Raw genomic sequence first — 19,316 nt, forward strand, 5'->3', positions numbered from 1 at the left:
GGTTTCCGGACTGCTTCGCTTTACGTCCGGAAACCCACCCCCGCAGGACCGCCCCCGCCCGCCGGTGTCCAGGACCCCACCCCGGTGGGGGTGGAGAGACGGAAGCCCGGCCTCGTTGTCACGAGGCCGGGCTTCCGTCTACGTCTTCCCCCCACCGGGCGGGGGTGCCTCACTTGCGGGAGGACCACCCCCGCAACCCACCACCCACCAGGCACCCCCGGCCCACAACCCCACCCGCTCCCGCCGAAGGCGGGGAAAAACACACAGCAACCCCCACGGCGGGAAAGCCGGCAACGTGGGAAGCCAGCCAAGCGCAGCGGACCGGCTACGTGGGATGCACCCCGAGCCGGCTCGGCTTCGTGCCCAGCACCAGCGTCCCCAGCGCCGTGTCGATGTCGGCTCCGAGGTACCAGTCGCCGGTGTGGTCGAGGCTGTAGACGCGGCCTTCGGCGTCGATGGCGAGGGTGGCCTGTGCGTATGTCGTGCCGCCGGGGGCGGTGAGTTCCTCGCGGCCGAGGGGGGCGACCTCGGTGTCGAGTGCGCGGCCCAGGTCGCCGAGGGTGCGGGCCATGTGCAGTCCGTGCAGGGGGTCGATGGCGAAGGGGGTGGGGGCGATGTGGCGGCCGGGGCCGGGGCCGGTGATGTGGAGGCCGCCGAACTCGGCCCAGGCCTCGACGGCGGCGGGGAAGACGGTGTGGCGGTGGCCGGCGGGGGAGGTGTGGGCGCGCAGGGTGTCGGCCCAGTGTTCGGCTTGTGTCATGTCCCAGCGGCCGGGTTGCCAGCCGGCCTGTTGGAGGGCGACGTCGACGGCGGCGGGGAAGCGGGTGGAGTCGGTGCGGTCGTGCGCGGGGGTGCGGGGGCCGGGGGTGGTGGGCGGCATGGTGGCGGTCAGCTTCCGATGGGCATGACGCCGAAGTGGGCGAGGAGGGCGTCGCAGGAACGGCAGGGTGGGGCGTAGCTGCCGTGCTGGGGGTCGCCGTCCTCGCGGATGTGGCGTGCGGTGATCTTGGAGTGTTTGAGGGAGCGGCGGGCTTCGCCGTTGGTGAGTGGTTTGCGGGCGGCGCGTTTGGAGCGGTTGGCTTCGACGGCCGTGAGGTGGCGGGAGAGCAGGACCGCTTCGGGGCACCGTCCGGTGAAGCGTTCGCGTTGGGCGGTGGCGAGGGCGTCGAGGAAGTCCTGGACCAGGGGGTGCAGTGCGGGGGGCTGTTCGGCCTTGCTCGCGGTGCAGGTGAGGGTTTGTCCGCGTACGGACAAGGCGGCGCCGATGGTGGGGAGGATGCCGTCCCTGCGGTGGTGGAGGACAGGCGCGCGATGGGTGTCGGCGGTGCCGCTCCAGCCGATGCGGGGATCCCCGGCTCCGGTGCCGTGGCGTGCGGTGGTGCTCATCCGTGGTGATTTCCCTCCCTGCAATCCCCCGGTTGCGGGGTCAGCCTGCCAAATGTGCTGGGTGTTGTGGTAGTCGGACGGGCTGTCGGTGATCTCACGGGGAGCTGATGGGGCGTCGGTCGGGGGGTATCGCGGCTGGTGGGCGGGGTGGTGTGCGGGGTGCCGGGGGGTGGTGGGGCGGTGGGTGACGTCGGTGTGTCGCGGGGCTGACGTGCGAGGGCGGGGGCGGTGGGGGGTGTTGCGGTACGGCATAGGCTGTGCCCCAAAGCCAGCTTCAGCCAGGGGGCAACCGCGATGACGACAGGTCGGCCAGGGCTGGGGGCTCTTCCCGGCCCCCAGGCGGCGGGACATGCCGCGCCACCGAATTCGGCCTATGCCGGGCAGGTCGTGCATTTTCCGGACCCGGTGCGTGCCGCGCGGTATCCCGCGGGGGTGCGGGTGGACGAGCGGGGCTTTCCGGAGTTCACGCCGTATGCGCGGGCCGCGGCGGAGATCGCCGAGCCGCCGGAGGGCTTCGGCGTGGACGAGCTGAGGCTGACGGACTACGTGTCGGCGAACGCGGCGCTGCATGCGCAGGGGCACGAGCTGTGGATAGACGTGCCGGCGGTGGCGACGCCGCACGGCTGGACGTGGCACCACGTGGCCGGTACGCGGCGGATGGAGCTGATCCCGGTCGAGGTGAAGGCGCTGTTGCGGCATCACGGTGGGCTGGCGACGGCTGCGGTGGCGCATGACAAGCGGGGTACCCGGCCGTTGCAGGAGACCCGGCCGGTGCACTTCGGGCTGCCCCATCGCGATCTGGCGGTGGGTGAGGAGCAGGTGGTGCAGGCCGAGGAGGCGCTGGGCTATCGGCTGCCGGGTGCGTACCGCTCGTTCTTGAAGGCGGCGGGCGGGTGCGCGCCGGTGGGTGCGGCGCTCGACGCGGAGCTGGGGTTGCTGATCGACCAGCCGTTCTTCACGGTGCGCGATGACGCCGCGGTGAACGATCTCGTCTATGTGAACAAGTGTCTGCGGGATCACTTCACCAAGGACTACCTGGGTGTGGTGTTCGTGCAGGGCGGGGTGGTCGCGGTGAAGGTGCGGGGCGAGGCGCCGGGTTCGGTGTGGTTCTGTCCGTACGACGATGCGCGGGACCAGGACGGCTGGTCGGTGCAGGACCGGGTGGAGCGGCTGTTGTTGCCGTGCGGTGCGGACTTCGATGACTTTCTGCTGCGGTTGGCGGGCAATCCGCCGGAGCTGGAGACCGTGGCGAACCTGATGGTGGACGGCGGCTTCGCGTCCGCCGTCGCGGTGGGGGGCTGACGGCGATGGTGACGTTCGCACAGGCGCAGGAGCGCGCGGAGCGCTGGGTGAACGGCGATGTGCCGGCGGCGCAGCACCGTGAGGTGCGGGTGCGGGAGTTCGATCTGGGCTTCGTGGCCTGGGCGGAGGACCGGGAGGGCGGTGCCTCCGGTACCGACGGTTCCGGGGTGGCCACGGGCGGCGGCCGGGCGCGGCTGGTGATCGCGCGGGACAGCGGCGAGACGACGCTGTGGCCGGGGCTGCCGGTGGGTGAGGTGATCCGGCGGTACGAGGAGGAGTACGGCGCTGCGGTGGACGGCGGGTACGGCGCGGCCGAGCCGCCGCAGCGGATCGATCTGGAGGCCACGTCGTTCCTGTTGACGCCGCCGGAGTGGCTTCAGGAGGCGGCGGATGCGATCGGCGTCCCCGACCGGCGGGGTGGTGCGGCGGCGCCTTCGGTGCCGTCACAGGCGACCCCCGCTGCCCCGGCGACCCCCGCTGCCCCGGCCGCGTCGGAGGCCGCGGCCGCGGATGCCTGGGCCGAGGTGAACGTCAGCGGTGCCGGTGCGCCGGCGACGCAGCTGGGTGCGGATACGCCGGAGGCGGGCCCGGGTGCGGCTGCCGCGGGCGGCGCTGCGGGCGCTGCCGGGGAGGCGACGCCGTGGGCGGCGGCGGACACCACGCACTCCGACGCGGGGGTCGAGGACCGTTCGGTGGGGCTGCCGCAGACGGTCTTCGCGCCGCCGTTGGAAGGTTTCGACGAGGTGGACGACGCTCCGTCGACGCCGCGTGCCCGACCGGACGCGAAGACCGAACTGCTGTATGGCGGCAGTCAGTTGCCGCGTACGCAGGTGGCGCCGGCGCTGGACCTGCCGGACGCTGGTGCGGCCGGCGGGCCCGGTGGGGCCGTGCCGCCGCCGATGCCGTCCGCGCCGCCGGCGGTTGCGGGGCTGCCGGATCTGCCGCCGCCGTCCGGTGCGCCGGTCGTCGATGTGCCGCCTCCGCCGGGTGTGACGGCCGGTGCGCCGGCCGCGGCCGGCCCCGGGGCGCCGCCGCCCGCTCCGCCGGTGGGCGGTGGGGTGCATGCCGCGGCGACGATGCTGGCCGACGGCTCGTCGTTGCCCGGTAGCGCCGCCGGGGGGCCGCCGCCGCCTCCGGGGGTGCCCGGTACGCCCGGAGGCGGGCGGCGGGACCGGGCGGAGGTCGCGGCGGCCGAGACGCGCAAGGCCGCGGCGTCCGGCCCGGGTGCGCCCGGTGCGCCGGCCGGCGGGTATGTGCCGACGCAGCTGGTGTCGCAGCTGGATGCGGCGGACGTGGATCTCAGTGCGGTGGACGGGCCGGGTGGCTCGGAGGGGGCCGGTGCGGCCGGCGGTGCCGGTTCCGGCGGCGCGGGTGCCGGGGGCCCCGGTGGTGCGGGTGGTTCCGGTGGCGGGGTGCACGCCGCCGCGACGATGCTCGCCGATGGTGCGTCCTTGCAGGCCGGCCTCGGTGGCGCGGGCGGTCCGGCGCGGCCGGCCGGTGGCCCCGGTGTGCCTCCGCCGCCGGCGCCTCCCGGTGTGCCCGGGCAGTCCGGTGCGGCTGCCGGTGGTCGGCCGGGTCAGGGCGGTCAAGGCGGCCAAGGCGGCCAAGGCGGCCAGGGCGGTCCGCCTCCGCCGCCGCCCGCCCCGCCGGTGGCGGGCGGTACCGGTGGTGGCGGGGTGCATGCCGCCGCGACGATGCTGGCGGGTGGCGCGGCGCTGCCCGGTGCGGGTGGTCCCGGCCCCGGTGGCCCCGGTGGCCTCGGTGTGCCGCCTCCGGGAGTGCCCGGTCCGCAGCCCGGTCCGCCGGGTGCGCAGGGCCCCGGTGGTTCCGGTGCCCCGGGCGGGTACGGCTATCCGCAGGCCCCCGGCGGTCAGCCGACCGTCGGCCCCGGCTACATGGCCGTGCTCAGCTACCGGGCGCCGGACGGTTCGGAGCAGAAGATCGTGCGCCGCTCGGCGCCCGGTACGCCGCATCCGGAGTGGCAGTTGCTGCACGAGCTGCGCGGGATGAACGTCCCGCCGCAGCAGGTGCTGGAGCTGCACACCGAGCTGGAGTGCTGTGATCTGCCGGGCGGCTACTGCGCCCGGATGATCCGCGACAACTGGCCGCAGGTGCGGATCAGCCACACCGCTGCGTACGGCAAGGACCACGCCTCGCGTCAGCAGGGCGTGCGGCACCTCGTCGAGCACCAGGGGGAGCTGCACCAGGTGGCGGACGGCCCGGCGCGGCCGGCGCCGGTGCGGGTGCCGCTGCCGCACCCCTCGCAGGTGCCGCCGGTGCCGCCGGTCCCGCCGCAGGCGATCGGGCAGGAGCTTCAGCAGGCCTTCGGGCCGCAGGGGATCTTCCGGTTCGATCAGCGGGCGGTATCCCGGCACGGCGTGCCCGACGTGGTGGCGCAGATGTTGGTGTGGGCCGGGTTGCCGGTCGACTTCGGGCCGTTCTTCTGGGCGCAGGCGCAGCCGGGCCGTCCGGTGCCGACGCTGGCGGAGCTGGCGGCGGAGCGGCGGGTGCAGCCGGCGGCGGATGCCGGGTCGTACCTGGTGATGGGGAACGACTTCGGCCGGCAGCTGTGCGTGCAGTACGGGACCGCGAACATCGTGGCGGTGCCGCTGGAGGCGGGTCCGGGCGGTCAGTCGGTCGCGCCGCAGTTCGTGAACAGCGGGCTGCCGGAGTTCGTGCGCTGTCTGGCGATGCTGGGGCGGATGTGGCGGCTGCGGTACGGGCTGACGCCGGAGCAGGCGGGGCGGTGGACCGTCGACTTCCAGGCACAGCTGGTCGCGCTGGATCCGCCGGCGCTGGGTTCGCCGGAGACGTGGTGGTCGGTGCTGCTGGAGCAGATGTGGGACGGGCTGCTGTAGGGGCGTCTCCCCGGATGCCTCCCCGGATGCCTCCCTGGGTGTCTCCCCAGGTGTCTGCCCAGCCGGCTCCCCGGCCAGGGGCGTCCCCGTGAGGCGGGGCGGCGCGGGCGCGCTGTGCGCCGTGCGGTGACGGGCCTGGTCCCGGTGTTCGACCTGCGCGCCGGGTCGGGCGCCGGGACCATGCGTATATGGGCCGTCCGATACCCCCCTCGTGGCCGTCGTCGCCGACGACGGCTCATCGGGTCGGGCGGCGGCAGCGGCGCCGGATCGCCAGGTCGCTGCGGGGCCCGGGGCCGCGCCGGCGGGTGTCGTGGCTGACCTGGGTGCTGGTGGCGGTGCTGGCGCTGCTCGTGCTGGTGGTGTCGGCCGGGGTGGGGCTCTATGTGCGGGTGGAGCGGCAGCTGCGGCACACGGACGCGGTGGCCGCGTACGCCGGGCGGCCGGCCGCGGGCCGGGGCACGAACTGGCTGCTGGTGGGCTCGGACAGTCGTGCCGGGTTGACGCCGCGGCAGCGCCGGGAGCTGCACGTCGGCAACGATCAGGTGCAGAACACCGACACGATCATGGTGCTGCACTACGGCGAGCACGGTCCGACGCTGGTCAGCCTGCCGCGGGACAGCTACGTCCCGATACCGGGGCACGGCAGCCGCAAGATCAACGAGGCGTATGCGGACGGCGGGCCGGAGCTGCTCACCCGGACGGTGGAGCAGGCGACCGGGCTGCGGATCGAGCGCTATGCCGAGGTGAACTTCCTGGGTGTGGTGCAGATCGTGGACGCGCTGGACGGCGTGCGGCTGTGCCTGGCCGAGCCGCTGCGGGACGAGCGGTCGGGGGCGGACTTCCCGGCCGGCTGCCGGCGGATGGACGGGGCGCAGGCGCTGGCCTACGTGCGGGCGCGCTATGCCGACCCGGAGGGCGACCTCGGGCGGGTGCGGCGGCAGCGGCAGCTGATCGGGGCGGTGGCGGACGAACTGGCGGGGTCGGAGGCGTTCCTCGACCCGTTCCGGTTCCGGCGGGCGCTGGACGCCGTCTTGACGGCGGTGACGGTGGACCGGGGGGCGGAGGTGTCGGACGCGCTGGACCTGGGCTGGGCGATGAAGCGGATCTTCGGAGGCGACGGGGTGGCGACGACGGTTCCGGTGCGGCAGCCCAGTGCGTTCGTGAGCGGTTCCGGGTCCGTACTGCTCTGGGACGAGAACGGGGCGAAGCGGTTGTTCCAATCCCTGCGCAACGATGATCCAATTCCGACTTCTGCCGATAAATGACGCATCCTGGTGGGGTGAGTTGGGTGGAGTGTCGCGATGGTGCGACTTCGCACCCGTCCACACGACAGCGCGCGCAACTGCACAGAGGGGCTTAGGGATGAGTGCATCGGTTTCGCCTCACGGGTTCGAGACCGTACGAGGGCGTGGCTACCGCCCGGAGGACGTGGACCGCCGCTTCGAGGGACTCTCCATCGACCGTGACTCGTGCTGGGAGCGGGCCGCCCGGCTCACCGTGTTGTGCAACGAGATGGACGTCGAACTCGCCGCGCTGCGCGCCCATGTGGCGCAGCTGCCGGAGGAGACGTACGAATCGCTCGGCACCGAGGCCCGGTTGATCCTGACCACGGCGGAGTCCGAGGCGGCCCGGCTGCGCACCGAGGCGGCGCAGGCCGCCAAGGACGCCCGCGTCGAGGCGGACGCGTACGGGGGCGGGGTGCGGGACGCGGCGGACCGGACGGCGTCCGCGCTGCGCACCGAGGCGGACGAACTGGCCCGGCGGACCGAGGAGCGGGCGGAGCACGAGGCCGCGCGGCTGGTGGCCGCGGCGGCCAAGGAGGCCGGGCGGCTGCGTGCCGGGGCCGCCGAGGAGCTGGCGGAGACGGCACGGCGTACCGAGCAGATGCTGCGTGACCAGGAGAAGCAGCAGGCCGAGGAGTGGGACGCGGCGGGGCGGCGGTTCGCGGAGCGGGACGCGGAGATGGACCTGCTCGTCGCGGACCTGGACTCCCGCGGGCAGGGCATCGTCGCCGAACACCGCCGGCTGCTGGCGGAGGCCGAGGAGGCCGCCCGGCACCACCAGGAGGCCGCCGAGGACCGGGGCGCGGGGCTGTTGGCCCGGGCGCGGGTCGAGGTGGAGCGCATCGAGCGGGCCACGGAGCGGATCCTGCGCGAACACCAGGAGCGGCGGGAGGAGGTCCGCTCCCATATGACCCATGTCCGCAACAGCCTGGCGGCGCTGACCGGTAAGGCCCCGGTGCCGGAGGACGACGACCCCGGCTCCGGTGCGGGCGGTCACCCCGGTGGCCCGGACGACCCGGACGAGCAGGACACCGTGGAGACCCGGCTGCCCCGCACCCGCGGCAGCGCCGACGGCTGACCGGGGCGGGCCGCCCGCCTTCGACGGCGGCGCCGTCAGGGTCCGTCCGACGGGTCATGGCCGGGTCCGCGGCCTTTCTGGCCCTGACCTGTCGGACCGACCCTGGGCCTCGCCCCGCTCGCCCTCGTCGGCCCGGACATCGGCGTGCACCGGGAAGCGCCGCGGCGCCAGCAGCAGGAGCGCGAGCAGGGCGAGCACGGCGGCGCCGGCGGCGCCGAGGTAGACCCGGTCGACGGTGGTGTCGACGGCGCGGCGCAGGTAGTCGGCGGCGTGGGCGGTGAGCGTGCCGGCGTGTTGCAGGGCGTGCGAGACCGCGTCGAGGTCGTCGGGCAGGCCGGGCCGGATGTCCGAAGGGGCGTGCGCGAGGCGGTCGTTGAGGGTGGCGTTGGCGAGGGCGCCGAAGAGCGCGGCGCCGACGGACTGCCCGACCTGGCGGCAGAAGAGGATGGCGGCGGTGGCGGTGCCGCGCTCGTCGTAGCCGACGGAGGACTGCACGCCGATGATCAGCGGCAGTTGGAAGAGGCCGAGCGCCGCGCCCAGCGCGAGCATGATCGCGGCGGGCTGCCAGGCGGCGCCGGGGTAGGGCAGCAGCGGGAAGGCGAGCAGGACCAGCCCGGCCAGCGCGATGCCGAGCGCCGCGCTGTTGCGGATGCCGATGCGGTTGTAGACGTGGCTGCTCAGGGCGGCGGAGAGCGGCCAGCTCAGGGTCATGCCGGAGAGCACGAAGCCGGCGGCGGTCGGGCCGAGGCCCAGGACCGACTGGGCGTAGGTGGGCAGGAAGACGGTCGGGGCGACCATCAGCAGGCCCAGGGCGCCCAGGGCGAGGTTGACCGCGGAGATGGTGCGGCGGCGCCAGACCCAGCCGGGGATGATCGGCTCCGCGGCGCGGCGTTCGATCAGCACGGTGAGCGCCGCGCCCGCCGCGCTGCCGGCGAACAGCAGCAGGGACGGGGCGGAGAGCCAGTCCCAGGCGACGCCGCCCTGGACGAGGGCGGTCAGCAGCAGCCCGCCGCAGACGAAGATCGCCAGCGCGCCGGGCCAGTCGACGCGGGGGCGGCCGGTGCGGGTGGGGCGCGCCGGTTCGCGGAAGTGCCGGGCGATCAGCCACAGCGCGGGTACACCCACCGGCACGTTGACCAGGAAGATCCACCGCCAGTCGGCGTAGGTGGCGAGCAGCCCGCCCAGCGTGGGTCCGGCGAGCGCCGAGGTGGCCCAGACGCCGGAGAGCCTCGCCTGGATCTTGGGGCGCTCCTTCATCGGGTAGAGGTCGGCGGCGATGGTCTGGACGGTGCCCTGGAGGGCGCCGCCGCCGAGGCCCTGGAGGATCCGGAAGGCGATCAGGGAGGCCATGTTCCAGGCGGACGCGCAGGCCAGCGAGCCGGCCAGGAACAGCACGATGCCGACGATCAGGATCGGCTTGCGGCCGAAGGTGTCGGAGAGCTTGCCGTAGACGGGCAGGGTGACGGTGACGGCCAGCAGGTAGCCGGAGAAGAGCCAGGAGAAGACCGCGAAGCCGCCGAGGTCGCCGACGATCTGCGGGACGGCGGTGGCGATGATGGTGGAGTCGAGCGCGGCCAGGGCCATGCCGAGCATCAGGGCCGCGACGACCGGCCCGCGGCGGCGGGTGTCGGTGCCCCCGGCCCCCGCTATGTGCGGTTCCGGACCGCCCGTCCCCCGGCCCGTGGGGCTGTCGCTGTTCCGGGTCGTTCCGCTCATGGTCCCCCTCCGCCGCCGCTGCCGTGCCGGCGTTGCGTGTACCGGCCAACGTTCTGTCGACACCCAACCACGCGCGGCCAGGATGCGGAACGGCGCTCCCAGGGAGTGGACGCGCCCCGGGGCGCACGGGGCCGCCCCGCCCGGGCGCCGTCCGCTGGGGCGGCAGGTTGTCGGCGGTCGGGCGTATCGTGGGCAACCCCGCCCGTGCGACGTCGCGGGCTGTTCGCGTTGTTCGCCTCGCTTGCTGGGACGGAACCTTCTCATGAGCCTCACTGGTCTGCTGGACGCCGTCGTACGGGACCCGGCGCTCACCGAAGCGGTGCAGGCCGCGGCCGACGGGCATCGCCGGCACATGGATCTGGTGGGCCCGCCGGCCGCCCGCCCGTTCGTGATCGCCGCCCTCGCCCGCGAGACGTCGCGCCCGGTGCTGGCGGTGACGGCCACCGGCCGGGAGGCCGAGGACCTGGCCGCCGCGCTGCGCAGCCTGATGCCGGCCGGCCAGGACAACGCCGTCGTCGAGTTCCCGGCCTGGGAGACCCTGCCGCACGAGCGGCTCTCCCCGCGTTCGGACACCGTCGGCCGCCGCCTCGCGGTGCTCCGCCGGCTCGCCCACCCGAGCCCCGACGACCCGACCGCCGGCCCCGTCTCGGTCGTCGTCGCGCCGATCCGCTCCGTGCTCCAGCCGCAGGTCAAGGGCCTGGGCGATCTGGAGCCGGTGAGTCTGCGCACGGGGCAGACGGCCGACCTGGAAGAGGTCGTCGACGGGCTGGCGGCCGCCGCCTACGCGCGCGTCGAACTGGTCGAGAAGCGGGGCGAGTTCGCGGTCCGCGGCGGCATCCTGGACGTCTTCCCGCCCACCGAGGAGCACCCGCTCCGGGTCGAGTTCTGGGGCGACGACGTCGAGGAGATCCGCTACTTCAAGGTCGCCGACCAGCGCTCCCTGGAGGTCGCCGAGCACGGCCTGTGGGCCCCGCCGTGCCGTGAGCTGCTGCTCACCGATCAGGTGCGCGGCCGGGCCGCCGCCCTCGCCGAGGACCACCCGGAGCTGGGCGAACTCCTCGGCAAGATCGCCGAGGGGATCGCGGTGGAGGGCATGGAGTCGCTCGCCCCGGTCCTCGTCGACGACATGGAGCTGCTGCTGGACGTGCTGCCCGAGGGCGCGATGGCCGTGGTGTGCGACCCGGAGCGGGTGCGCACCCGGGCCGCCGACCTGGTGGCGACGAGCCAGGAGTTCCTCCAGGCGTCCTGGGCCGCCAGTGCCGGAGGGGGAGCGGCCCCGATCGACGTGGGCGCGGCCTCCCTGTGGGGCATCGCGGACGTCCGCGACCGGGCCCGCGAGCTGGGCATGATGTGGTGGTCGGTGTCGCCGTTCGCCGCCGACGGGGGCCTGGCCGTCACCGACGCCGCGGATGTGCCGGGCGACGGCGCGGACACCCTCAAGCTGGGCATGCACGCCCCCGAGACCTACCGCGGCGACACCCAGCGGGCGCTGGCCGACACCAAGCAGTGGCTCGCCGACGGCTGGCGCACGGTGTACGTCACCGAGGCGCACGGCCCCGCGGCCCGTACGGTCGAGGTCCTCGGCGGCGAGGGGATCGCCGCCCGCCTGGACGCCGACCTGCCCGCGGTCTCGCCGTCGGTCGTGCACGTCGCCTGCGGCTCCCTCGACAACGGCTTCGTCGACCCGTCCCTCAGGCTCGCCGTGCTGACCGAGACCGACCTGTCCGGCCAGAAGGCGGCCGGCAAGGACGGCGCCCGGATGCCGGCCCGCCGCCGCAAGCAGATCGATCCGCTGACGCTCCAGGCCGGCGACTTCATCGTGCACGAGCAGCACGGTGTCGGCCGCTACATCGAGATGGTGCAGCGCACGGTCCAGGGCGCCACCCGCGAGTACCTGCTCGTCGAGTACGCGCCGGCCAAGCGGGGCCAGCCCGGCGACCGCCTCTACATCCCCACCGACCAGCTGGAGCAGGTCACCAAGTACGTGGGCGGTGAGGCCCCGACCCTGCACCGCCTCGGCGGCGCCGACTGGACCAAGACCAAGGCGCGCGCCAAGAAGGCCGTCAAGGAGATCGCGGCGGACCTGATCAAGCTCTACTCGGCCCGGATGGCCGCCCCCGGCCACACCTTCGGCCCGGACACGCCCTGGCAGCGCGAGCTGGAGGACGCCTTCCCGTACGCGGAGACGCCGGACCAGCTCACCACCATCGCCGAGGTCAAGGAGGACATGGAGAAGTCGGTCCCCATGGACCGCCTGATCTGCGGCGACGTGGGCTACGGCAAGACCGAGATCGCGGTTCGCGCCGCGTTCAAGGCCGTTCAGGACGGCAAGCAGGTCGCGGTGCTGGTGCCGACGACCCTGCTCGTCCAGCAGCACTACGGCACCTTCACCGAGCGCTACGGCCAGTTCCCGGTGAACGTCCGGGCGCTCTCCCGCTTCCAGACCGACACCGAGGCCAAGGCCACGCTGGAGGGCCTGCGGGACGGCGCGGTCGACATCGTCATCGGCACCCACCGGCTGTTCTCCTCCGAGACGAAGTTCAAGGACCTGGGTCTGGTCATCGTCGACGAGGAGCAGCGCTTCGGCGTCGAGCACAAGGAACAGCTCAAGAAGCTCCGCGCCAACGTCGACGTCCTCACGATGTCCGCGACCCCGATCCCCCGCACCCTCGAAATGGCGGTCACCGGCATCCGCGAGATGTCCACGATCACCACGCCGCCCGAGGAGCGCCACCCGGTCCTGACCTTCGTCGGGCCGTACGAGCAGAAGCAGATCGGCGCCGCCATCCGCCGTGAACTGCTGCGCGAGGGCCAGGTCTTCTACATCCACAACCGCGTCGAGTCCATCGACCGGGCCGCCGCCCGCCTGCGCGAGATCGTGCCGGAGGCCCGCGTCGCCACCGCCCACGGCCAGATGGGCGAGTCCCAACTGGAGCAGGTCGTCGTCGACTTCTGGGAGAAGAAGTTCGACGTGCTGGTCTCCACGACGATCGTCGAGTCGGGCATCGACATCTCCAACGCCAACACCCTGATCGTCGAGCGCGGCGACAACTTCGGCCTCTCCCAGCTGCACCAGCTGCGCGGCCGGGTGGGCCGGGGCCGCGAGCGCGGCTACGCCTACTTCCTCTACCCGCCCGAGAAGCCGCTCACCGAGACCGCCCACGAACGCCTGGCCACCATCGCCCAGCACACCGAGATGGGCGCCGGCATGTACGTCGCCATGAAGGACCTGGAGATCCGTGGCGCGGGCAACCTCCTCGGCGGCGAACAGTCCGGCCACATCGCCGGCGTCGGCTTCGACCTCTACGTCCGCATGGTCGGCGAGGCCGTCGCGGACTACCGGGCCTCGTTGGAGGGCGGTGTGGAGGAGGAGCCGCCCCTCGAAGTCAAGATCGAACTCCCGGTGGACGCCCACGTCCCGCACGACTACGCACCGGGCGAGCAACTGCGCCTCCAGGCCTACCGCGCCATCGCCTCCGCGGCCACCGAAGCGGACGTCACCGCCGTCCGCGAGGAGCTCACCGACCGCTACGGCAAGCTTCCCGAGCCGGTCGAGAACCTCCTGCTGGTCGCCGGTCTGCGGATGCTCGCCCGCGCCTGCGGCGTCTCGGACATCACCCTCCAGGGCAGCAACATCCGCTTCGGCCCCGTGGAGCTCCGCGAATCGCAGGAGCTCCGCCTCAAGCGCCTCTACCCGCGCACGGTCCTCAAGCCGGCCACCCGCCAGATCCTGGTGCCCCGCCCGACCACCGGCAAGATCGGCGGCAAGCCGTTGGTGGGGCGCGAACTGCTGGCTTGGGTGGGGGAGTTCCTGACGACCGTGCTCGACTCGTAGGGCAGCGGATTACGGACGTTCCGTGCGGTCTCAGAAGCCGAGCATCCCGGGCGAGTTGATGTCGATGGCGACGGTTCCGGGCGGGTACCGGGTCTCGTCGTCGGTCAGGACGATCGACATGCCCGGTGCGCCGGTGTGCGGGAGGGCGCAGTACAGGGCATGGCAGGTGTCGGGGCCGCCGTAGCCGTCGCGGACCATGGTGCCCACAGTGACGGCGTCGACCGTGTCGAGGGTGTGGACGTCCACGGCAGAGAAGGAGAGTACTTTGCGGTGGATGCCCGCGTCATCGGCTTCGGCCTGCATGAGACACAGGGCCGGCACGGCTAGCCGGTCACCGGGGGTTTGCGCCATGTTTCCGGCGAGGGTGCTGAGCGCTTTGTGCCCGGCGGCGAGGGCTTTGGCTGCACTGGTGTCGAGGATGATCACGCGACGTTGCCCTGGTGGGTGCGGATCTTCTCAGCGGCCATGCGGTAGATGTTGCCGAGGATGTCGGGAGCCTGGTCGAACTCTTCGTTGCTGATGTCCAGCCCGATGACGGTGCGGACGTGTTCGCGGTCGGCGGCCAGGCGCTCGGCGCGCTGCTCGGCAGTGGGCTGGGCGACGGCGAGGTCGTGGACGAGCTGGCCCAGGCTCATGCCGCGTTCCTGGGCGAGCTGTGCGAGGTGGTCGCGGGTTTCCTTGGTGACCTGAATCGTCGTCGATGCCATGGTGCGACCATAGCGTCTCTATGGGGTCGGCTGGTATCGCGGCTCACGCTTTCGGATGATCCCGCCGCGAATCCGCCCGACCTGCTTCCGGCTGCTGCCTTTGGACCTGTGGCCCGGCGCCGCTGCGACCACCGGTCAGCGCGCGGACGTCCGCTTCAAGACGAGGATGTCCGCGCCGCCCCCCAGGATCACGTACGTCGACTTGGGATGGCGGGCGGCCGCGTCGGCGAGGGCCTGGCGCGGGGTGCGGTCGCGCAGCTGGGTGGCGATGTAGTCGGGCGCCAGCCCGCCCGTGTCGCCGGTCCAGAAGACCCGGGAGTGGTCGGTGAGGCGGCTCAGCGGGCGGATGTCGGACTCCACGGTGGCGCCGTCGGGTATCCGTTCCAGCAGCTCTGCCGCGGCGGTGACCCCCGGTGGCGTGCGGTAGGTGGCGGCCTCGGTGAGGCGGGACAGCGGCAGGGTGGTGGTCAGCGCGAGGGCGGCGGCCAGAGCGGCGGCCGGCAGGTGGTGGGCGTACGAGCGCAGCCAGGGCCGGGAGGAGACCCGGGCCCGGGGCAGGGCGTCGACCAGGGCGAGGAAGACCACCGGCATCAGGACGGCGTTGTAGTGCCAGTCGGTGCCCCAGTAGTGCGGCTCGTGGGAGAGGAACCGCCAGCCGAGGGTGGGCAGTGCGACCAGCAGCAGCGAGGAGCGCAGCGCGAGCAGGCCGGTGGTGGGCAGCAGGACCCACAGCGTGGTGCGGAGCGCGGTGTCGAGCGGGACGGTGGCGCCGCCGCCGTCGGCCCCGAACTTGGTCCAGTAGTCGTACGAGCCCGAGCCGTTGAAGGCGGGGATGATCACGCCGAGGGTGAGGGCGGTGGCGGTGAGGCCGAACGCGACCAGGGCGATGGGCAGCGGGCTCGCCCGGCGGGTGCGGAGCAGGGCGAGTGCGCCGATGGTGGCGGCGGTGACGCCGAGGTCCTCCTTGACCAGGACCAGGGGCGCGGCCCAGCACACCGCCGCGGTCCAGCGCCCGCGCAGCACCGCTTCGAGGGCGAAGGCGAGCAGCGGCAGCGCGAAGGCGATCTCGTGGAAGTCGAAGTCGACGGCCTTCTGGATTCCCCAGGACGCGCCGTAGGCGACGCCGATCGCCAGGCCCGGCAGACGGCCCAGGGCGCGGGCGGCGGCCCGGGTGATCGGGATCGTGGAGAGCGCGAACAGCGCGGCCTGGGCGATCAGCAGGGTCAGGGACGAGGGGAAGAGGCGGTAGAGGGGGGCGAGCAGGATCAGCACGGGGCTGAAGTGGTCGCCGAGGATGTTGGTGCCGGGGCCCTTGAGGTCGACGATCGGCGCCTGGAAGTGCGCGTAGCTGCGTATCGCCTGTTCGAAGATGCCCAGGTCCCAGGAGGACGTGGACAGGGAGCGGAAGCGGGCGAGCGCCAGCAGCGTGAAGGCGAGGAAGAAGAACGCGGCGGTCCAGTACGGGTCGAGCCGGGGGACGCGCAGGGGAGCGGTCCGGTCGCGCAGGCGGCGCGCGGTGCGCCGCAGGGGACCGGCCGGTGGCGGGGAGGCCGCGGCCGGGGTGGCGGTCCGGGGCCGGGGCACGGTGCCGCGGCGCGTCCCCGGGCTCGTTCCGGGGGTACCGCCGGCCGTGGTTGCGGCCGTGTCCATGAGGGTCCTCACTCACTGTCAACTGCCGGAAAGATACTCGAACCGGTGCCTCGGCGATCCGGGCCGGCCGGGGACGGTGCGGCCGACGCCCGGTGGCAGTGGTTCAGACGCCGTGGTGCGGCGGTCCGTTCCAGGGCAGCACGGCGCCGGCCCGGCACCGCGGGGTCGCGGTGCCGGGCCGGCGGGAGTGGGGGAGGGGAGGCGCCGTGTGCGCGGGTCTCAGAGGCTCAGCTTCCAGTTCGCGGGGTCGAGCAGCAGGTCCGGCGTGATCTTGATGTCGAGCTGCTTGGCGGTGGGCGGCGCGTCGAAGACCATCTCCACGCTGTCGGACTCGTTGGGGTCGAGCTGCTTCTCCCAGTCGTGGTGGAGGATGCCGTGCTTGTCGTCGTCGACCTCCTCGGCCTTCTTGCCGTCGGCCTCCGCCTCGGTCGTCATGAGGGGGTTGGTGGCCGCCTTGGCACCGGCGTTCTTGAGCGTGACGGTGACCTTCCACGCCTTGTTGCCCTCGGTGTGGCCGCTGATGAGGGTGTTCTTGTCGACGGTGTAGGGAGTCGGCTTGGAGACGGTCACTTCAAGGCCGTTGTTGTACTCCGCGACCTTGCCCGCGCCGAGGTCCTTGATGTTGCTGCTGCTGCCCGACTGCTGCTCGTACTCCTTGTGCACCTCGTCGACGGCCTTGTTGACCGCCAGCACGGTGACGATGACTCCGACGACCGCGAGGACGATCGCGAGGGCGCCCAGGATCGTGCCGGTGATCGCCACGCCCTTGTTGGTGGCCTGGCCCTTCTTGGCCCGGCTCATGCCCACCAGGCCGAAGATCAGGGCCAGCAGGCCGAGCGGCCCGGCCAGCCAGAACAGGATCATCGGGATACCGCTGAGCGCGCCGATGATGCCGAGGATCAGGGCGGCGATGCCGAGCCCGTTACGGGGCGCCTGGTGGGCGTGAGCGCCGGCCGGCCCCTGGGGGGTGGGCTGGTAGTGCATCTGCTGAGACATGCGTAGGGGGCCCCTTCCGGGCACTCGATGCGAATTCCGCTGAAGCGATGGGTCAATAACAACAGAGGCTGTGAACCGAGTCAACATGAGCGAGTGAAGATGATTAGTTCACGCCGTGAAGGGGGATGTTGTGAGTGGATGGTTATGCTTGCCGACACAGAGGTCGGGGGTCATGGGAGGTCGGGGGTCAGCGGATGGGAGTCAGTCAGGTGTCGGACAACGCATCGCCGGACGGCGCGACGGACACCGGGGCGACGGATGCCCGGGCGGAGGGCCGCCCGACCGAGGTGACCGCCGCCGGGATCGCCCGGCTCGCCGGCGTCGGCCGCGCCGCGGTCAGCAACTGGCGGCGCCGGCACGCGGACTTCCCCAGGCCCGTCGGCGGCACCGAGACCAGCCCCGCCTTCGCCCTCCGCGAGATCGAGCAGTGGCTGCGTGACCAGGGCAAACTCGCCGAGGTGCCGCTGCGCGAGCGGGTCTGGCAGCAGCTCGTCGGACACCCCGCGGGCGCCGCGGCCGCCCTGCGCCTGGCCGGTGCCGTGCTGCTGCTGGTCCGCGACCGCCCCTCGGCCTGGCAGCAGCTGCGCGCCGCCACCGACGACGCCGAACTCACCGGCGTACTGCCCGTGATGCTCGACTCCGTCCTCGCCGCCCGGCTCGGCGCCGACCACCCCGTCCGCGGACTGACCCGCGAGGCGCTCGCCCCCACCGCCGCGCTGGTCCGCGCCACCGGCGACCTCGCGGCCCTGGACGGGGCCCCGCAGGCGTACGACTTCCTGCTCGGCCGCCACCTGGACGCCAACCCCCGGCAGTACACCCTGACCCCGCCGGGGCCGGCCGCGCTGATGGCCGAACTGGCCGCCCAGGCCGGCCCGTTGCACACCGTCCTCGACCCGGCCTGCGGCGCCGGCGGGCTGCTCACCGCCGCCCCGCAGCCCGACGGGGACACCTCGGACGGCCACCCCCGCACCCTCTACGGGCAGGAGGCCGACCCCGACCTCGCCGCGCTCACCGCGCTCCGCCTCGCCCTGGACGCCCCCGACGTGCAGGTCCGGGTGCGGGCCGCGGACACCCTGCGCGCCGACGCCTTCCCCGAGCTCGCCGCCGACGCCGTGCTGGTCCACCCGCCGTTCAACGAACGCAACTGGGGCCACGACGAACTCGCCTACGACCCCCGCTGGGAGTACGGCTTCCCGGCCCGCACCGAGTCCGAACTGGCCTGGGTCCAGCACGCCCTGGCCCGGCTGCGCGACGGCGGCACCGCCGTGCTGCTCATGCCGCCCGCCGCCGCCTCCCGCCGCTCCGGCCGCCGGATCCGCGCCGACCTGCTGCGCCGCGGCGCCCTGCGCGCCGTCATCGCGCTGCCCGCCGGCGCCGCCCCGCCCAACGGCGTCCCGCTGCACCTGTGGGTGCTGCGCAGGCCCGGCGGCGGCCCCCCGCCCAGCCCGCACCTCCTCGTCGTCGACACCGCCAACTTCGCCGCCACCGGCCGCGAGAAGGCCGACTGGCAGACCGTCCGGGCCACCGCGGTGGAGGCCTGGCAGGCCTTCGACCGCGACGGCGGCATCGAGGAACGCCCCGGCGTACGGCGGTCGCTGGCCGCCATCGACCTCCTCGACGACGACGTGGACCTCGCCCCGGCCCGGCACCTCCCGCCGCCCGCCGCGGCCGGCGGCCCCGCCGAACTGGCCCGGGTGCACGACCGGTTGACCAAGACCCTGGCCCGCACCGCCGAACTCACCCCCCGCCCCGCGGACGGCGAGGCCGCCCCCGACCCCGGCACCACCGGCCGCTGGCCGCTGACCACCGTCGGCGAACTCGCCCGCTCCGGCGCCCTGGTGCTGCGCGCGGGCGGCGCCGGCACCGCACCCCCCGAGGGAGCACCCCCGGTGCTCACCGACCACGACGTCATCGGCGGCGGCGCCCCCTCCGGCACCCTCCCCGAGGCGTCCGCTTCCGGGCCCGCCGAGGAACCCGTCCTGGTGCACGCCGGCGACGTCGTCGTGCCCGTCCTCGGCGGCGGCGCCATCGCCCGGGTCGTCGACCAGGCCACCGCCGGCGCCGCCCTCGGCCGCAACCTCACCTTGCTGCGCCCCGACCCGGCCGCCCTCGACCCCTGGTTCCTCGCCGGCTTCCTGCGCGGCACCGCCAACAACCGGCAGGCCAGCAGCTACGCCTCCACCGCCACCCGGCTCGACGTCCGCCGCCTCCAGCTGCCCCGGCTGCCGCTGGCCGAACAGCGCCGCTACGGACAGCGGTTCAGCGACCTGGCCACCTTCGAGAGCGCCCTGCGACTGGCCTCCCGGCTCGGCGAACAGCTGGTGCAGGGGCTCTACGACGGGCTGACGGACGGGTCGGTGACGCCGGACTGACGGGCCGACGGACGCAGGGCGGGCACACCACGGCCCCGGCCGGTACATTGGCCCGCCCATTCCGCACAACCGCGCGCACGGACCCGGCGTCGTCTATACGCTCGCAGACACGTGTGTGCACCGTGCGCACCGC

The 19,316-nt window shown here is 73.8% G+C and carries 13 protein-coding genes; 6 read left to right on the forward strand and 7 right to left on the reverse strand.

The annotated features are described in order from the left end of the window. Positions 1-325: 325 nt before the first annotated feature. Both AB0C96_RS19285 and AB0C96_RS19290 read right to left on the reverse strand, forming a co-directional pair. On the reverse strand, positions 326-880 hold the full coding sequence (locus tag AB0C96_RS19285) for an SUKH-3 domain-containing protein (RefSeq protein ID WP_362918858.1): 555 nt from the start codon (positions 878-880) through the stop codon (positions 326-328). Between the two features lie 8 nt (positions 881-888). Further along, a complete protein-coding gene (locus AB0C96_RS19290; RefSeq protein WP_362918859.1) occupies positions 889-1,386 on the reverse strand; it encodes a YwqJ-related putative deaminase in 498 nt (165 codons plus the stop codon). Positions 1,387-1,680: 294 nt separating this feature from the next. Here AB0C96_RS19290 and AB0C96_RS19295 point away from each other — a divergent pair, with 294 nt between their 5' ends. From AB0C96_RS19295 to AB0C96_RS19310, 4 genes are all read left to right on the forward strand, one after another. Then, on the forward strand, positions 1,681-2,688 hold the full coding sequence (locus tag AB0C96_RS19295; RefSeq protein ID WP_362918957.1) for an HNH endonuclease: 1,008 nt from the start codon (positions 1,681-1,683) through the stop codon (positions 2,686-2,688). 5 nt (positions 2,689-2,693) lie between these two features. Then, positions 2,694-5,546, forward strand: a complete 2,853-nt coding sequence (locus AB0C96_RS19300; protein ID WP_362918860.1) for an SUKH-4 family immunity protein — start codon at positions 2,694-2,696, stop codon at positions 5,544-5,546. A 188-nt stretch (positions 5,547-5,734) separates the two neighbouring features. Further along, the gene (locus AB0C96_RS19305) at positions 5,735-6,811 is read left to right on the forward strand and encodes an LCP family protein (protein ID WP_362918861.1); all 1,077 of its coding nucleotides are present in this window, start codon (positions 5,735-5,737) and stop codon (positions 6,809-6,811) included. 97 nt (positions 6,812-6,908) lie between these two features. Further along, positions 6,909-7,907: a cellulose-binding protein gene (locus tag AB0C96_RS19310; RefSeq protein ID WP_362918862.1), complete on the forward strand. Its 999-nt coding sequence runs from the start codon at positions 6,909-6,911 to the stop codon at positions 7,905-7,907. Positions 7,908-7,961: 54 nt separating this feature from the next. Here the strand turns inward: AB0C96_RS19310 and AB0C96_RS19315 are convergent, their stop codons facing one another. Further along, positions 7,962-9,623 carry an MFS transporter gene (locus AB0C96_RS19315; RefSeq protein ID WP_362918863.1) on the reverse strand — a complete coding sequence of 554 codons (1,662 nt, stop codon included), beginning with the start codon at positions 9,621-9,623 and terminating at the stop codon, positions 7,962-7,964. 262 nt (positions 9,624-9,885) lie between these two features. Between AB0C96_RS19315 and mfd the strand changes: the two genes are divergently transcribed. Then, entirely contained in the window at positions 9,886-13,458 is a 3,573-nt protein-coding gene (gene mfd, locus AB0C96_RS19320; protein ID WP_362918864.1) for a transcription-repair coupling factor, read from the forward strand. Positions 13,459-13,488: 30 nt separating this feature from the next. Here the strand turns inward: mfd and AB0C96_RS19325 are convergent, their stop codons facing one another. The 4 genes from AB0C96_RS19325 to AB0C96_RS19340 all read right to left on the reverse strand — a co-directional run bounded on the left by AB0C96_RS19325 (position 13,489) and on the right by AB0C96_RS19340 (position 16,811). Next, positions 13,489-13,884: a hypothetical protein gene (locus AB0C96_RS19325; RefSeq protein ID WP_362918865.1), complete on the reverse strand. Its 396-nt coding sequence runs from the start codon at positions 13,882-13,884 to the stop codon at positions 13,489-13,491. Beyond that, positions 13,881-14,165, reverse strand: a complete 285-nt coding sequence (locus AB0C96_RS19330; RefSeq protein ID WP_362918866.1) for a hypothetical protein — start codon at positions 14,163-14,165, stop codon at positions 13,881-13,883. Before AB0C96_RS19330 ends, AB0C96_RS19325 begins: the two co-directional genes overlap by 4 nt. 135 nt (positions 14,166-14,300) lie before the next feature. Next, complete coding sequence (locus AB0C96_RS19335) at positions 14,301-15,815, reverse strand: DUF2079 domain-containing protein (protein ID WP_362918867.1); 1,515 nt, start codon at positions 15,813-15,815, stop codon at positions 14,301-14,303. Positions 15,816-16,034: 219 nt separating this feature from the next. Beyond that, complete coding sequence (locus tag AB0C96_RS19340) at positions 16,035-16,811, reverse strand: DUF4190 domain-containing protein (protein ID WP_362918868.1); 777 nt, start codon at positions 16,809-16,811, stop codon at positions 16,035-16,037. Between the two features lie 287 nt (positions 16,812-17,098). Between AB0C96_RS19340 and AB0C96_RS19345 the strand changes: the two genes are divergently transcribed. Then, positions 17,099-19,183, forward strand: a complete 2,085-nt coding sequence (locus AB0C96_RS19345; RefSeq protein WP_362918958.1) for an N-6 DNA methylase — start codon at positions 17,099-17,101, stop codon at positions 19,181-19,183. The last annotated feature ends 133 nt before the right edge of the window (positions 19,184-19,316 follow it).

It is taken from the genome of Streptomyces sp. NPDC048506 (genome assembly GCF_040651315.1).
Lineage (GTDB): Bacteria > Actinomycetota > Actinomycetes > Streptomycetales > Streptomycetaceae > Streptomyces.

Coding starts and splice junctions, on each gene's coding strand:
- AB0C96_RS19285 (WP_362918858.1), bottom strand. CDS start 880: ATGCCGCCCACCACCCCCGGCCCCCGCACCCCCGCGCACGACCGCACC.
- AB0C96_RS19290 (WP_362918859.1), bottom strand. CDS start 1,386: ATGAGCACCACCGCACGCCACGGCACCGGAGCCGGGGATCCCCGCATC.
- AB0C96_RS19295 (WP_362918957.1), top strand. CDS start 1,681: ATGACGACAGGTCGGCCAGGGCTGGGGGCTCTTCCCGGCCCCCAGGCG.
- AB0C96_RS19300 (WP_362918860.1), top strand. CDS start 2,694: ATGGTGACGTTCGCACAGGCGCAGGAGCGCGCGGAGCGCTGGGTGAAC.
- AB0C96_RS19305 (WP_362918861.1), top strand. CDS start 5,735: ATGGGCCGTCCGATACCCCCCTCGTGGCCGTCGTCGCCGACGACGGCT.
- AB0C96_RS19310 (WP_362918862.1), top strand. CDS start 6,909: ATGAGTGCATCGGTTTCGCCTCACGGGTTCGAGACCGTACGAGGGCGT.
- AB0C96_RS19315 (WP_362918863.1), bottom strand. CDS start 9,623: ATGAGCGGAACGACCCGGAACAGCGACAGCCCCACGGGCCGGGGGACG.
- mfd (WP_362918864.1), top strand. CDS start 9,886: ATGAGCCTCACTGGTCTGCTGGACGCCGTCGTACGGGACCCGGCGCTC.
- AB0C96_RS19330 (WP_362918866.1), bottom strand. CDS start 14,165: ATGGCATCGACGACGATTCAGGTCACCAAGGAAACCCGCGACCACCTC.
- AB0C96_RS19335 (WP_362918867.1), bottom strand. CDS start 15,815: ATGGACACGGCCGCAACCACGGCCGGCGGTACCCCCGGAACGAGCCCG.
- AB0C96_RS19340 (WP_362918868.1), bottom strand. CDS start 16,811: ATGTCTCAGCAGATGCACTACCAGCCCACCCCCCAGGGGCCGGCCGGC.